Source organism: Bacillus sp. EKM501B, assembly GCF_011800505.1.
In the GTDB taxonomy this organism is placed as follows: Bacteria; Bacillota; Bacilli; order Bacillales; family Bacillaceae_G; genus Bacillus_A; species Bacillus_A cereus.
Genome location: NZ_JAALFZ010000001.1, coordinates 533,841 through 546,222, shown reverse-complemented (window position 1 = coordinate 546,222; position 12,382 = coordinate 533,841). Strand labels below are relative to the sequence as shown.

Genomic DNA, 12,382 nt, shown 5'->3' with positions numbered 1-12,382 from the left:
GATTACAACTTTTATTTATATTCAGATTCCTTTTCGTTTTATGCTGGAAAACTCTATATCCTAATTCTATATTGCTAGCAATAACAATTTCATATGTACTATCTTTCAAATCCCCATATCTTTCACTCTATGTTCACATAGAGGTCACATCCACCTTTTATAGTATATGTATCGAAGCTGTTCCTCCCTAATTTATAAGACATTCCCCAGTGTCTTTGAATAGCTTCCATCCCTAATTAAATTGACATAAATTGTCCCCTTCCCTTGACCATCTTATAAATGATGGTCTTATTTTTTGTTTGCTCTATCTTTTATTCCGCTATTTGTGGGCAATAAACGCCCGATTGGTTAAGGCTAATAATCAACAGGGGATGAACAAAAAACACTCATTAAATTTTCATTTTATTTAAAACTCCCTCTCTCTTTCACTCTATATTCACACAGAGGTCACATCTATCTTTTATAGTATATGTATCGAAGTTGTTCCTCCCTAATTTATAAGACATTCCCCAGTGTCTTTGAACAGCTTCCATCCCTAATTAAATTGACATAAATTGTCCCCTTCCTTGACCATCTTATAAATGATGGTCTTATTTTTTTGTCTTTCTATCTTTTATTTAAAACTCCCTCTCTCTTTCACTCTATGTTCACACAGAGGTCACATCTACCTTTTATAGTATATGTATCGAAGTTGTTCCTCCCTAATTTATAAGACATTCCCCAGTGTCTTTGAACAGCTTCCATCCCTAATTAAATTGACATAAATTGTCCCCTTCCTTGACCATCTTATGTGATGGTCTTATTTTTTTGTCTTTCTACCTTTTATTTAAAACTCCCTCTCTCTTTCACCCTATGTTCACATGAGAGTCACACATACCTTTTAAAGTATATGTATTGAAGTTGTTCCTCCCTAATTTATAAGACATTCCCCAGTGTCTTAAAGCAACTTCCATCCCTAATTAAATTGACATAAATTGTCCCCTTCCCTTGACCATCCTATGTGATGGTCTATTTTATTTTCCAAACACAAAATCAGTCTATCTACACCTAAAAACCAAAAATTCAGAAAATATAGTTAAATTAGGGGTTTTTTCGGTATAATTACTTTAGAAAGAAATTTCACAAAAACAAAAGGGGGGATTTTATTGAAACAAACAAAAGCAATCTTAATCGCATTATTTCTAGGTCTAGTTGTTGGACTCACTCTAAATTTAGCTGCTCCATCTATCTTTGAGCCACTAAATCAATATATGTTCAACCCAATTGGTCAATTGTTTATTCGACTTATTAAAATGCTAGTTGTTCCTGTTGTGTTCATTTCTATCGTACTTGGTGCTGCCGGCCTTGGAGATCCGAAACAACTTGGAAGAATCGGTTTTAAATCAATTTCATTCTTTCTCGTAACAACTGCGGTTGCCATCTCTATAGCGGTTACATTTGCACTTATTATAAAACCAGGAGCTGGCGGTAATTTTAAAACAGAAGGTCTGAAGTATGAAGGTGCAAAAACTGAAACATCTTTCGTTGACACATTGCTAAATATCGTACCAGATAACCCAGCAAAAGCGATGACTGACGGAAACATGTTACAAATCATTGCCTTTGCCGTATTGATTGGACTCGGTATAGCTATTTTAGGAAAACGAGTTCAAGGTATCCATTCATTACTTGAACAGGGCAACGAATTAATGATGTATCTTGTTAATCTCGTTATGAAATTAGCCCCAATTGGAACATTCGGTTTGCTCGCTTCATCCGTTGGTAAAATGGGGCTTGCAGGCGTCGCTGCGATGTTCAAGTATATGATTGTCGTTATGTTAGTACTCATTATTCACGGGGTCTTTGTATATGGTGGCTTATTAAAGATATTAGCAAAAGAAAGTATTGTTCGTTTCTTTAAACATTTCGGGCCAATAATGGCAATTGGATTTAGTACATCTAGCTCTAATGCATCGCTTCCATTTGCAATGAAAACAGCACAAGATAAGCTTGGCGTTCCAAAAGCGATAAGCTCATTTGTACAACCACTAGGGGCAACTATTAATATGGATGGTACTGCCATTATGCAAGGAGTAGCCACTGTATTTATCGCTCAAGTATACGGAGTTGAACTTACATTACCGCAATTAGCTATGATCGTATTAACTGCTGTACTAGCTAGTATCGGTACTGCTGGTGTACCTGGTGTTGGACTTGTAATGCTTACAATGGTTTTAAATCAAGTAAATCTACCAGTAGAAGGTATCGCTTTAATTATCGGTATTGACCGTATTCTAGATATGTCTAGAACAGCTGTAAACATTTCTGGCGATGCAATTTGCGCAATGATTGTCGCAAAATCAGAAGAAAAATATAATACGGATCAATCGGCAGCATCGTAAATCAAAAAAGGAGTGAATTAATTCACTCCTTTTTTGATTTACTCCCTTTTTTAGAACGATATTCTTTCCCTTTATTATCATTACCAGTTTCAAATTCAGTGCTAAATTCCTGATTAAACTGGCCGGACTTTGGTGATCCTTGATTACCGCTCCCTTTACTACCGTTACGATTCGTCATATTTCTCCCTCCTTCCTTGTATTAGTAGTATGGCGCTCTATCTTTTTTCATACACATTTTATTTATTAACATCTATTACACACGAAAGAAGATCTCCCATCTATAAGGAAGATCTTCTATTTTATCACGTAAGCGTTTTCTTGTTTATAATCACTTAAATAAGTTTTTTGGAAATTGAAATCATTACATTCATTTCATCTTCTGAAAGTGCAGAGAATCTTTCTTGTAAATATTGTTTTTTCGCATCTTCCATTTTCGCAACTAAATCTTTCCCTTGTTCTGTAATCTCTAAATACACAACTCGGCGATCTGATGTAGAACGTGAACGAGTTACAAAACCTTTATTAATTAATTTTTCTGTAACAGCTGTAATATGACTATTCGACACATTTAATTCATTTGCTACACGCGATACCATTTCTTTATTCGTACGATTTAATATTCTTAGGACGATGAATTCATTCCACGGTATGTAACCACCGAATATTTTTCCGATATCATTACGCAACGTGCGAAACATAGCAAACACATTTGTCGATAGTTCTTCCATTAATTGCTCTCGATTTTGAGACAACATTGACAGCTCCTTTTATTTCATTTAGTTAAATAAAAACCTTATTAATAATTTTACATGAAATCTTACTTTTTGTCACCTTATTTTCCCATAATTCGTAGTTTTTTAATATGTATTTCATGATAAAATGAAGTCAACTTCCAGAAAAAGGGGGATTTTAATGCATGAGGAGGATAGGTTCTCAAATCTCAGCCTAAAAGATAAAACAATTATCATTAGTATTATTGCTCTTTTTCTCATTATAGTTTTTACATTTATATTTTTTGTATATGTAGGAATCTTTCAAATTACAGGTATAGCATATAGTTCACGTACTGCTTTACTTCTCTTTTTTTTATTAATCACTTTCTTAGATGGTATTACATTATTTATTTTCAGTTTCTTCAAAGCCCTGCTATATCCATTGACTCAAAACATGCCAAATTGGATTTCTCTCACTCTTTTCTCATTCATTGAAATTACACTAGATTGGTTCGTCATTCATACTGCTGATGATTGGATAGAAAGCGTACAAATGTCCAACTTAACTGAATTATGTGTCGTACTATTCTTTTTTCTATTAAATAAATTATTAAGTGACAAGAAAGAGTAAGAATACAAGCTTTTCTATATAAAAATTGGTACAATGAAAGCAAATCTTACTAAAGAGGTGTTAATTATGAACTTACAACAATGGGCTGATAAAGGTATGTCCTTTGATACATATGTGAATGAAATGCAAGTAAACCAATACGAGCTACTACACATTTACAATAATTTTTTAATTCCAAATGAATTACTTCCTGTATTAGAAGAACGTCAAAATGATGGCTGGCGTGTTATCGTATTAACTGCTGATTGGTGTGGCGATGCTCTTTTATGCGTACCTGTTATGAAACGAATTTCTGAAGTTGCAAATATTGATATGCGTTTATTAATTCGCGATGAAAACTTAGAATTAATGGATCAATATTTAACAAATGGAACAGCACGTGCGATTCCAATCTTTATTTTCATTGATAAAGATGGAAATGAACAAGCCGTCTTTGGACCACGCGCTCCAAAAGTACAAGAATTAGTAACTTCAATGCGCGCTACATTACCTGAAAAAGAAGATCCAACATTCGAAGAAAAACAAAAAGAAATGTATGCTAATTTCCGTGCTACATTAGCTGATGATACTTCTCTTTGGGAACATGTAATGGAAAACATGATAGAAAAATTAGTAAAATAAAAACCTGCCGAGCTCGGCAGGTTTTTATTTTACATAATGAAGAAATAGAATACCGCAGCTAAAATGAAACGATAATAAGCGAACGGTGTTAGTTTTACACGAGATAATAATTTCAAGAATGAAACAATTGCAAGCATCGCAACAACGAATGCAGTTACAAATCCTGTTACAAATAGCGTTATATCTGCTGAGCTTAATACATCCCAGCTTTTAATTAAATCTAAGCCACTTGCAGCTACCATCATCGGTACCGCTAAAATGAACGTATATTCAGCTGCCGCTGTATGCGACACGCGAGCTAATAAACCACCACTTATTGTAGAACCAGAACGAGAAAATCCTGGCCAAAGAGCTAAACATTGGAACATTCCAATTGTAAATGCCTGTTTATATGTGATTTCATCTAACGTTCTTGCTGTACTTGGTTTTGAAAACTTCTCAGCAACAATCATTAAAATACCACCGGCTACTAAGCTAATAACAACTGGTCCTGGACCAAATAAAACCTCTTTAATAGTGCTATGGAATAATACGCCAAGTACCCCGGCAGGAATCATCCCGATAATAATATGTAATAAATTTAACGATGGTCCGTCTGTTACTTTACCTATTCCAACTAACGACCATAGACGCTTCCAAAATATAACAACAACTGCTAAAATCGATCCCAATTGGATAACAACTTCAAAAACTTTCGCTCTCTCATCGTCAAATCCAATTAAATGTCCTGTTAAAATCATATGTCCTGTTGATGATACTGGTAGAAACTCTGTTAACCCTTCAACAGCACCCATGATTAAACCAATTAACCAATCAGCCACAAGTAGTGCCTCCTTAATAACAAATAATATGTAATTTTTTCACACCTTATCATAATACCTTATCCCTTTTCAAAGTGCATCCTTTTTTTATTGGTTTCATATGTTGTAGGCGCGTATTTCTTTTCTAATCTTTGATTAAATTGTATGATAGTAAGAGTTTGTTTTTTTATACGGAAAGGGGATTTTATGAAAGAAACTACTTCATTCTCACAAAAGTTAAAGCAATTTGTATTACTATTTTTTCCGATTTTCGTAACGCAAATGTCATTATTTGCGATGAGTTTTTTTGATACAACAATGTCAGGACATGCAAGCCCAACTGATTTAGCAGGTGTCGCAATTGGAACAAGTATATGGATTCCAGTTAGTACTGGGTTAACAGGGATTTTAATGGCCACGACTCCCATTGTTGCCCAGCTCGTTGGGTCCAAGAAAAAAGAGGACGTTCCTCACGTTGTCATACAAGCAGTTTATTTAGCAATTTGTGCTAGCTTCGTTGTTATCCTCATCGGTTTCTTCGTCGTTTCACCTATTTTAAACGGCATGCGCTTAGAAGAACCTGTGGAACGTATTGCAGCTCAATTTTTAAGTATTATCGCAATAGGAATTATACCTTTATTCACTTACACGGTTTTACGTGGATTTATTGATGCATTAGGAAAAACTCGAACAACGATGATTATTACATTACTATCATTACCAATTAACGTAATATTAAATTACTTATTAATCTTTGGTAACTTCGGTTTCCCAAAGCTTGGTGGTGTCGGAGCGGCAATTGCTTCCACTGCAACATATTGGTGCATTTTAATTATTACAGTCATTATTATTCAGACGAAAGAGCCTTTTGCCTCTTTCAACATTTTCAAACAATTATACCGCCCTTCTCTTTCGAGTTGGACAGCATTCTTAAAGCTTGGCGTCCCTATCGGATTTGCTATCTTTTTTGAAACGAGTATTTTCGCTGCGGTAACGCTTATGATGAGTAATTTTAGTACGACAACTATTGCAGCTCACCAAGCAGCTATGAACTTTGCTTCCTTGTTATATATGACTCCGCTAAGTTTAGCAATGGCAATGACTATTGCGGTCGGATTCGAAGTTGGTGCAAAACGTTTCGATAATGCAAAACAATACGGACTGATTGGAATTGGATTAGCCCTTGCCTTTGCTTTATTATATTCGATTCTTCTCTACTTCTTTGATGATCAAATTGCTTCTATTTATACGACAGATGCAAAAGTTCATCATTTAGCAAAAGAATTTCTTATCTTTGCGATTTTATTTCAAATTTCAGATGCAATTGCAACTCCTGTACAAGGAGCTCTGCGTGGTTATAAAGATGTAAATGTCGCTCTAATTATGACTTTAATTGCTTATTGGATAATAGGTCTACCACTAGGTTATATATTAGCAACGTATACAGAATGGGCCGCAAAAGGCTATTGGATCGGTCTTATTATCGGTCTAGCATTTGGCGCTGCCTTCCTACTTATCCGTCTCTTTCAAGTACAACGAAAATATACAACACAAAACAGCCGCTAATAATAAAGCGGCTGTTTTCTTTATGCATATTTTTTCTTGTAACGTATAATATAATGAAAAAGAAAGGTGGGTACATATGGACGACAAAGAAAAAAAGCAATCATTCGATGAAGAATTTGCCCCTGAAATTTCACCTGGATATCGGCAAGATGTACATAAGCCACCTAAATATAAAAACACTTCGTTTTTAATGGGCATTACCATTTTCGCTGCTGTATTACTCATACTTATCATTTTCGTTTATTTTTGATGAAAGGTGGCCTATTATATGAAGAAACAAGATTCCAATCGTTCAAAAAGAACTGTTAAAACACAAAAAGGATATGCAGGAGATTCTGTTCATACCCTTAAACAAGTCGAGCAAGGAAATTTATATATTGCTCAAAAAGAACTTGGTCAACAAAATGAAAATCTTTAAAGGCCCTTTATTCCTTGAGGGCCTTTTTATTCCGCATTAAGTAGTACACCCCCCAAATGTTCTATTGAGCAATGAATTTCCTTTATTGTACGCGCTGCTTTTGTTCTAGCACCATAAATATATTATTAACCTTTACAATTTTCACTTCATAATTCAATTTCATTTCACTTCTCTTACCATTTTCAGTACCCGCAACGTACGCTACAGCTTGATAAAGAAAACTCTCATCGGTCTCTTCACGTACCTCCTCGTTTGTAAATTTATACTCTAAATCTCGAAAACGATTTGGATAATAATTTCCCATTAATTGTTCATACCCTCTATTTAAAAATAGTTCTTCACCTTTTCGTTTCACATCTTCTTTATTAGTAGACCCAAACACTGATAGTTGCTCGGTCACAAAATGCTCTCCTACCTTTTTCATTTCATTATGAGTTAAATTTTCTATACTTTTGTTCTTTAACTCCTTATTTAACTCGTACTGATCAATCGGTTTAAAGGTAGCAAAAACCTCCTCTTTATATGACCAAAACAATATAAAAGCGATACATAGAGAACTGATTAACAGTCTTTTTTTCGTAATACTCCCACCCTTCTTAATAATGATAGCTATATCTTAACATATAGAAAGAAAATTCTGATATCATAAAGTGGAATAACTTAACTTAGAAACGAGGAACAATTATGGACTCTTACAAACATTATATAAAAGAAGCTTTGCCTAATCTTTCTATACATTCATATAAACAAAATGAAGAAGGATGGGATAATGTAGCAGTTATAGTAAATGATGAGCTATTGTTTCGTTTCCCGCGAAAACAGGAATATGCGATGCGAATTCCGTTAGAAAAAGAACTATGCGCAATTCTCACTCAATCACTACAAGAAATCGAAGTTCCACAATATCACCTAATTTATAAAAATGAATCTGATGAGGTTCCTCTTTGTAGTTACTATACTCTCATTCATGGTGAACCATTAAAAACAGACACAGTTGCCACGCTGGAGGATCCAGAGCTGAAAGCAATTATTACACAATTAGCTACTTTCCTTGCGGTACTACATAGCATTCCTTTACACCAAGTTACAACGCTATGTTTCCCTATTGAAAAAACATGTACCTACTGGAAAGAGCTACAAACAAAATTAAACCAATATCTCACTACTAGCCTTACTTCATTACAGAAACTAGCCTTAAATCGCTTATTTGAAAATTTCTTTGCATGTTTAGCTACATCCACTTTTCAAAACACAATCATTCACGCTGATTTTACTCATCATCACATTTTATTTAACAAGCATAACAAAAGTATTTCAGGTGTTATCGATTTTGGTGATGCGCAAATTGGCGATCCTGCTTTTGATTTTGCAGGACTATATTATGATTTCGGACATGAGTTTACTACATCTGTATATGAACAGTACAGTACACTTATTTCTCATCATGATCCATTACTCATTCATCGCATTACTATCTTCTATCAATACAGTCCTTTACTACATAATATTATTTATAACTTTGAGTCAGAGAATAAACTCGAATTCATTACAGGCACAGAACAGCTAAAAACGATATTACAGGGATGAGATTACATTCTCTCCCTATATACTCTCTCCTCATACAACATTAACTTTTTATCCATTTCAACAATGACTTTATACAATTGAAATGCCTGTAAAATTTGCAGTTGAATTTCAAAAGGAGCATTCTGTTCTTTTAACCATTGAAATACTTTCGTTTCATCTTTCATTGATTATTCCTCCCTTTATCCTGCTATTCGCGGGTAGTCCGATTAATGAGGGCTGATAATCAGTGGGGGATTGACAAAACCCCCACTGATTAAAGATTCACTTTATTAAAATCTGCTATAAATATACGGTAAATGATGAAAAGCTTTTCATGTCAACAACAAAAAAGGATGCAAAGTTGCATCCTTTAATGTACGATATTTTTCTTCTGCTCCGCTTCTTTCTTTACTTCTTCCCCTTGGCATTCACTACGAAATGCACAACTTATACACTCAGAACGAAAATGACGCTCTGTATAATGCTCAGGTTGTTGCAACATTTCTTTCATTCTAGATAAATCAGCCATTCCAGTTATAATATCTTCCTGTTTTGGAATGTACTCATACTTAGTTCCTTCTATTAAATTAATAACTTCAATCTTTCCTGGAAGAACGCCGAAAGCTTTATAACTGAATACTGTCATTAGCTTCTGACAAAGAGCAAGCATTTCCTCATCCGCATCGACGACATACTTTTTAATTACAAACGACCCAGCACTCCACTCACCAACTTCAAATGTCAATGACATGTGGACACCTAACTCTTCCATATATGTTTGAAACTTCTCGTATAAAAACAATGGTGGTGTCTGACTATCATCCTTTTCAACAAACTGTAATAAGTGATCCGTTAGCTTAGCTAATACAATATAGTACTCCGTCTTCGAAGCAAACATATTAATCCTTACTTTTTTCCAATACTTTTCTATTAATATTAAAAGTACAATTTTCGTTTGTTGACCCGCAGGTAGCGTGTAATACTCGTTAATAATTTGATTGACAATCATTTGTGCTATTTGTTGCCATTCAAATGAAGAAGGTTCTCTTCTTTTTATATGACGAAAATAAAATTTATGCGGACAACGCATAAAATCATACAAATGATAATCTGTCATCGTTTTGATTGAGATTTTCTCATGCACTTGCTCTTCATCTCCCTTCTGCCATTAAGAAAGGTGTTTTACAAATTCAGCTCCAAACTGTAAACATTTTTCTACATCTTCATCTTCTGGCGTTAATTCTACTTTTAGTCCTTCTAACACAACTGCTGCCCCGCGCTCTTGTAGCTTTTCTATTAAAATGTCAACTGCCACTCCGTATTTCGGATAAGCCGAATCACACGATCCGAATACTGCCGCTTTTTTCCCAGTTAAATCAATAGAATCCATTGCATCATAAAAATCTAAGAAATCATCAGGAAGATCACCATCTCCCCAAGTATATGCACCTAAAATAATTCCATCATACTGTTCTAATATAGAAGCTTCTGGTGAATCCATAATATCAATAACTTCAATTTCATTTTCTGTTTCACGAATTACGCCGGCAATGTGGTCAGCCATTTCCTCTGTATTTCCACTCATACTTGCAAAAATCATTACTAACTTACTCAACTGAACCTCTCCCTTTACTTTGTATCTCTTTTTCTGTTTGAATGCTCTTCTTCTCATCTACATATTCAGACCGAATTACATTTCTTTGCCATTCCATATGCTGATCAACATCTTTATCTTTATCTTTATTTTTATCTTTTAATCCCCTCCGCAGAAGGTGAAAATTTTTTCTCATTAACATGTCGCATCCATCCTATTGATAATAATTATCAATTTCAACTACTTTTAGATTAATTGACATTGATTATCAATGTCAACAACTATTTTTAAAAAAATGATTAAAATGTACAAGCTTGTCCGTTAGCTATTCATATACTATGAATGAGCATAGTTCTTTCTCAGCCCTCTCTGACGGAAAGAAATAAAAGCAACTGCAATAGAGTGCAGTTGCCTTTTTTTGTTTTTCTATGATTTTAGTAATCTTATAGTCGTCTCTAAAAATAGCTCCACTCCACAAATTAATGCTGATTCATCCACGTCAAATTTCGGATGATGATGTGGATAACAAGTATATATATTTTCATTACCTGTTCCTAATTTAATGAAACAACCGGGTGCTTTTCTTAAATATGCTGAAAAATCTTCCCCACCCATAGAAGGTTCAAGCTTCACAACACGCTCATTCCCAAACAAATGTAGTGCACTTTCTTCTACTATTTTCGTAATATATTCATCATTAATAACCGGATCATATCCATATCGATACGTATATGTATACGATCCTCCATGTGCTTCTGTAATTCCTTTCACAATTTTCTCGATTTTCCCTTCTGCTTCCATCCTCAATGCTTGATTAAATGAACGAACGGTTCCCATTAAAGTTGCTGTACTAGGAATAATATTGTCAGCCGTTCCCCCATGAAATTGTGTAACTGAAATAACCCTTTGCATAAAAGCACTCGTATTTCTTGATACGATATGTTGTAAATTTGTAATAATCTGTGCTCCGATAGCAATAGGGTCTATCGTTTCTTCTGGTCGCGCCGCATGTCCTCCTTTGCCTTGAATTTCAACTGTAAATACGTCTGGTGCCGCCATCATCGGCCCATACACAATTCCTATCTTTCCGCTTTCTAATCCAGACATAACATGTAAACCTATTACATAATCAACACCGTCCATTACACCTGCCTCAACCATTTCTTGTCCCCCACCGGGATACACCTCTTCTGCGTGCTGAAAGAATAGACGAATCTCACCTGCAAAATCTTCCTTTATATTTGATAGCACCTCTGCTGTGCTTAATAAAATAGCTGTGTGAGCATCGTGCCCACATGCATGCATCATTCCTTTATTCACAGATGTATAAGATTTACTTGTCTCCTCTTGAATTGGCAAAGCATCTATATCAGCTCGAATCGCAATTACTTTCCCTTGCTTCACACCTCTTTTAATTGCTAGTACACTATACTTCGTCGGTCTCGTTACTTCAAAAGAAGAAAATGAGCATAATGTATCATATATAAATTGCGAAGTTTCTTTTTCATGAAATGATAATTCCGGATACTTATGGAAGTGCCTTCTCCATTTCACGATATTTTCTTCCGAAATTAGATTCTTCCACACTCTATTCATGATAATTTCCTCCTTTTCAAAAGAACTAGAAATTTAAAAGTTTACTCCGTCTTGAATGATTAATAAAAACAAATACTGTATTTTTACGTATTCTTATAGTCCACTTTTATGTATTCACACAATCCACTTTCTATTTACATGTCAAACCCATTACAAATTCATGCTGAATGTAATATAATTGCTAAGTTAGGGATTTTCTTTTTTAGTATTTAGTGCTAATATCAAAAAAGAGCCTTTTGACTTATTTTTACCTAAAATGTGGGATTTTGTTTTTTTCACAATAATGTAGGACATGATACCTACAAAGAGCTATTATTTCATTAAGAGAGGGAAAGACATGGAAAGATTAAAAGAGATATGGTCTCGACCACTCACACAATGGGTTGCAAAGACGGTTTATTATCTTGCAATTTTATTTGCATTACTGTGGTTGTATGGATTCCATGATACAAACACAAGTACATTTATTTACAATGAATTCTAGGGTGGGAACGTT

17 protein-coding genes are annotated in these 12,382 nt (G+C 34.6%); 8 read left to right on the top strand and 9 right to left on the bottom strand.

Annotated features, from left to right (window positions below):
• Nucleotides 1–1,145: 1,145 nt before the first annotated feature.
• Nucleotides 1,146–2,381, top strand: a complete 1,236-nt coding sequence (locus HFD78_RS02870) for a dicarboxylate/amino acid:cation symporter (protein ID WP_097813778.1) — start codon at nucleotides 1,146–1,148, stop codon at nucleotides 2,379–2,381.
• Between the two features lie 22 nt (nucleotides 2,382–2,403).
• Here HFD78_RS02870 and HFD78_RS02865 read toward each other — a convergent pair whose 3' ends face one another.
• A complete protein-coding gene (locus tag HFD78_RS02865; RefSeq protein ID WP_000184928.1) occupies nucleotides 2,404–2,559 on the bottom strand; it encodes a hypothetical protein in 156 nt (51 codons plus the stop codon).
• A 154-nt stretch (nucleotides 2,560–2,713) separates the two neighbouring features.
• Complete coding sequence (locus HFD78_RS02860) at nucleotides 2,714–3,133, bottom strand: MarR family winged helix-turn-helix transcriptional regulator (RefSeq protein WP_000081432.1); 420 nt, start codon at nucleotides 3,131–3,133, stop codon at nucleotides 2,714–2,716.
• Nucleotides 3,134–3,293: 160 nt separating this feature from the next.
• On the opposite strand from HFD78_RS02860, the gene HFD78_RS02855 reads away from it, so the two are divergent.
• Both HFD78_RS02855 and HFD78_RS02850 read left to right on the top strand, forming a co-directional pair.
• Nucleotides 3,294–3,725, top strand: a complete 432-nt coding sequence (locus HFD78_RS02855; RefSeq protein ID WP_000544068.1) for a regulatory YrvL family protein — start codon at nucleotides 3,294–3,296, stop codon at nucleotides 3,723–3,725.
• A 33-nt stretch (nucleotides 3,726–3,758) separates the two neighbouring features.
• Entirely contained in the window at nucleotides 3,759–4,346 is a 588-nt protein-coding gene (locus tag HFD78_RS02850) for a thioredoxin family protein (RefSeq protein ID WP_001999429.1), read from the top strand.
• 29 nt (nucleotides 4,347–4,375) lie between these two features.
• Here HFD78_RS02850 and uppP read toward each other — a convergent pair whose 3' ends face one another.
• Nucleotides 4,376–5,167 carry a bacitracin resistance undecaprenyl-diphosphatase gene (uppP, locus tag HFD78_RS02845; protein WP_000796256.1) on the bottom strand — a complete coding sequence of 264 codons (792 nt, stop codon included), beginning with the start codon at nucleotides 5,165–5,167 and terminating at the stop codon, nucleotides 4,376–4,378.
• A 186-nt stretch (nucleotides 5,168–5,353) separates the two neighbouring features.
• Here uppP and HFD78_RS02840 point away from each other — a divergent pair, with 186 nt between their 5' ends.
• The 3 genes from HFD78_RS02840 (at nucleotide 5,354) to HFD78_RS02830 (ending at nucleotide 7,130) form a co-directional block, all read left to right on the top strand.
• Entirely contained in the window at nucleotides 5,354–6,712 is a 1,359-nt protein-coding gene (locus HFD78_RS02840; protein ID WP_000665550.1) for an MATE family efflux transporter, read from the top strand.
• 76 nt (nucleotides 6,713–6,788) lie between these two features.
• Complete coding sequence (locus HFD78_RS02835) at nucleotides 6,789–6,962, top strand: hypothetical protein (RefSeq protein ID WP_000341062.1); 174 nt, start codon at nucleotides 6,789–6,791, stop codon at nucleotides 6,960–6,962.
• 18 nt (nucleotides 6,963–6,980) lie between these two features.
• Nucleotides 6,981–7,130 carry a hypothetical protein gene (locus HFD78_RS02830; RefSeq protein ID WP_000743742.1) on the top strand — a complete coding sequence of 50 codons (150 nt, stop codon included), beginning with the start codon at nucleotides 6,981–6,983 and terminating at the stop codon, nucleotides 7,128–7,130.
• Between the two features lie 82 nt (nucleotides 7,131–7,212).
• Here HFD78_RS02830 and HFD78_RS02825 read toward each other — a convergent pair whose 3' ends face one another.
• Complete coding sequence (locus HFD78_RS02825) at nucleotides 7,213–7,731, bottom strand: hypothetical protein (protein WP_033690118.1); 519 nt, start codon at nucleotides 7,729–7,731, stop codon at nucleotides 7,213–7,215.
• A gap of 83 nt (nucleotides 7,732–7,814) precedes the next feature.
• Here HFD78_RS02825 and HFD78_RS02820 point away from each other — a divergent pair, with 83 nt between their 5' ends.
• Nucleotides 7,815–8,717, top strand: coding sequence for an aminoglycoside phosphotransferase family protein (locus tag HFD78_RS02820; protein ID WP_000378981.1), 903 nt, complete (start codon nucleotides 7,815–7,817; stop codon nucleotides 8,715–8,717).
• Between the two features lie 2 nt (nucleotides 8,718–8,719).
• Here the strand turns inward: HFD78_RS02820 and HFD78_RS02815 are convergent, their stop codons facing one another.
• The 5 genes from HFD78_RS02815 to HFD78_RS02795 form a co-directional block, all read right to left on the bottom strand.
• The gene (locus tag HFD78_RS02815; protein ID WP_000651084.1) at nucleotides 8,720–8,881 is read right to left on the bottom strand and encodes a hypothetical protein; all 162 of its coding nucleotides are present in this window, start codon (nucleotides 8,879–8,881) and stop codon (nucleotides 8,720–8,722) included.
• A 185-nt stretch (nucleotides 8,882–9,066) separates the two neighbouring features.
• Nucleotides 9,067–9,840 (bottom strand): hypothetical protein, encoded by a 774-nt coding sequence (locus HFD78_RS02810; protein ID WP_000544577.1) that lies wholly within the window; start codon nucleotides 9,838–9,840, stop codon nucleotides 9,067–9,069.
• 24 nt (nucleotides 9,841–9,864) lie between these two features.
• A complete protein-coding gene (locus tag HFD78_RS02805; RefSeq protein WP_000041153.1) occupies nucleotides 9,865–10,311 on the bottom strand; it encodes a flavodoxin in 447 nt (148 codons plus the stop codon).
• Entirely contained in the window at nucleotides 10,304–10,492 is a 189-nt protein-coding gene (locus HFD78_RS02800) for a hypothetical protein (protein ID WP_000929019.1), read from the bottom strand. Before HFD78_RS02800 ends, HFD78_RS02805 begins: the two co-directional genes overlap by 8 nt.
• A gap of 224 nt (nucleotides 10,493–10,716) precedes the next feature.
• Nucleotides 10,717–11,886: an amidohydrolase gene (locus HFD78_RS02795; protein ID WP_001082786.1), complete on the bottom strand. Its 1,170-nt coding sequence runs from the start codon at nucleotides 11,884–11,886 to the stop codon at nucleotides 10,717–10,719.
• Between the two features lie 337 nt (nucleotides 11,887–12,223).
• Here HFD78_RS02795 and HFD78_RS02790 point away from each other — a divergent pair, with 337 nt between their 5' ends.
• Complete coding sequence (locus HFD78_RS02790; protein ID WP_000440293.1) at nucleotides 12,224–12,370, top strand: teichoic acid D-Ala incorporation-associated protein DltX; 147 nt, start codon at nucleotides 12,224–12,226, stop codon at nucleotides 12,368–12,370.
• The last annotated feature ends 12 nt before the right edge of the window (nucleotides 12,371–12,382 follow it).

Coding starts and splice junctions, on each gene's coding strand:
- HFD78_RS02795 (WP_001082786.1), bottom strand. CDS start 11,886: ATGAATAGAGTGTGGAAGAATCTAATTTCGGAAGAAAATATCGTGAAA.
- HFD78_RS02815 (WP_000651084.1), bottom strand. CDS start 8,881: ATGAAAGATGAAACGAAAGTATTTCAATGGTTAAAAGAACAGAATGCT.
- HFD78_RS02790 (WP_000440293.1), top strand. CDS start 12,224: ATGGAAAGATTAAAAGAGATATGGTCTCGACCACTCACACAATGGGTT.
- HFD78_RS02840 (WP_000665550.1), top strand. CDS start 5,354: ATGAAAGAAACTACTTCATTCTCACAAAAGTTAAAGCAATTTGTATTA.
- HFD78_RS02835 (WP_000341062.1), top strand. CDS start 6,789: ATGGACGACAAAGAAAAAAAGCAATCATTCGATGAAGAATTTGCCCCT.
- HFD78_RS02820 (WP_000378981.1), top strand. CDS start 7,815: ATGGACTCTTACAAACATTATATAAAAGAAGCTTTGCCTAATCTTTCT.
- HFD78_RS02855 (WP_000544068.1), top strand. CDS start 3,294: ATGCATGAGGAGGATAGGTTCTCAAATCTCAGCCTAAAAGATAAAACA.
- HFD78_RS02850 (WP_001999429.1), top strand. CDS start 3,759: ATGAAAGCAAATCTTACTAAAGAGGTGTTAATTATGAACTTACAACAA.
- HFD78_RS02830 (WP_000743742.1), top strand. CDS start 6,981: ATGAAGAAACAAGATTCCAATCGTTCAAAAAGAACTGTTAAAACACAA.
- HFD78_RS02800 (WP_000929019.1), bottom strand. CDS start 10,492: ATGTTAATGAGAAAAAATTTTCACCTTCTGCGGAGGGGATTAAAAGAT.
- HFD78_RS02865 (WP_000184928.1), bottom strand. CDS start 2,559: ATGACGAATCGTAACGGTAGTAAAGGGAGCGGTAATCAAGGATCACCA.